2 protein-coding genes are annotated in these 1,160 nt (G+C 35.7%); both read right to left on the bottom strand.

The window, feature by feature from the left end:
• Nucleotides 1-48 precede the first annotated feature (48 nt).
• The gene (locus tag F6K27_RS33290; RefSeq protein WP_287280121.1) at nucleotides 49-489 is read right to left on the bottom strand and encodes a XisH family protein; all 441 of its coding nucleotides are present in this window, start codon (nucleotides 487-489) and stop codon (nucleotides 49-51) included.
• Between the two features lie 24 nt (nucleotides 490-513).
• Entirely contained in the window at nucleotides 514-636 is a 123-nt protein-coding gene (locus F6K27_RS33285) for a hypothetical protein (protein ID WP_275670414.1), read from the bottom strand.
• Between the last annotated feature and the right edge of the window lie 524 nt (nucleotides 637-1,160).

Genomic DNA, 1,160 nt, shown 5'->3' with positions numbered 1-1,160 from the left:
ATTATCATTTTCTTTGTGGGTTTAATACCCCACCGTCAACGGGGGTGTTCACGCATTACTTGGGGGAGCGAATCCCCATGTAATTTTCCTCCTGTCTCCAGTATAGCTGTCTCCTGTCTCCTTCTTCAATTCATACCTTTCTAAGGATATTTGTGCAAATTCCCGCCTAAAAAAAGTGTCATAAGCAACCACAGGTATTGCTAAATATAAAATTCGTGTTGGGTCACTAATTTCTAAAGCTAACCGATAATTCAAGAACTGTCCTAAAGCATTATGGTAATCTGTCAATGGCGAATCACTCAAAAAAGTTTTAATCTCAACTGCAATTTTTTCTTCACCACGCTCTGCTGCTAATAGTTGCTCTGCACCTAAATCAATTTCAAATTTAGTTCCGCCTACTTCGAGTAGCAGGGGATCGTCGGTGATCTGCCATTCCTCCTTTTCCAAAGCAATTCTAACCACAGCATGAAATTTATCCTTAGCGCCCATTTTTACCCTTCTCTAATTTACTTATTATAAATAGTCATAATCATCATCTTCAGGATTATCCCAAATTTTCTGAAAAGCTGCTTCAGACAGTTGAGTAATAGAATTAGTAAAATTTTGCTGTTGTTGTCGCTGAGACAAAAAATCCACAAAATCTACTATTTAGGAAACTTTATCTGGAGGCAAACTCCGGATTTTGGCAATTAGTTTTTTTTCCGACTCGGTGTAAATGTTTGTGTTTGTCATTAATTTATATCAATATTATGTGTCTTATCCTCAAATTATGCTATATAACATAGAATATATATGAGCGCACCTTTCCCATTATCTAAATAATAGCAAAAATTGATTTAAAATTAACCCTTTACTCAAATTTTTTTGTAGGAAATATTAATGGGAGCAATCGCGTAGCGGTGCGTAGCACTATCGGCTGCCCACTATGTTAAAATAAACAACATTAAATTATCAATAAAGGAGGTAAAAATTGAATCGGGAAATACACGAATCACAACAAAATTTATCAGAATAAATTTATGCAATTACCAACTAAGTAGGCAGGCAAAAAAAGTTGTAAAATAGCCTAGTCGAGTAGATGGAGGAAAATTTATAGTGTGCCAGCCCCTTTAAGAGTACATTTGAGTGAAGCTGAAGACAAAGAACTGCTGGAATTCCAG

It is taken from the genome of Okeania sp. SIO2F5, assembly GCF_010692685.1.
Lineage (GTDB): Bacteria > Cyanobacteriota > Cyanobacteriia > Cyanobacteriales > Microcoleaceae > Okeania > Okeania hirsuta.
The sequence above is the reverse complement of the archived record's forward strand: the minus strand, read 5'-3'. Positions and strand labels throughout refer to the sequence as shown.

Excerpts from the sequence above, each read along its gene's own strand:
- F6K27_RS33290 (WP_287280121.1), bottom strand. The coding sequence starts at position 489 with ATGGGCGCTAAGGATAAATTTCATGCTGTGGTTAGAATTGCTTTGGAA.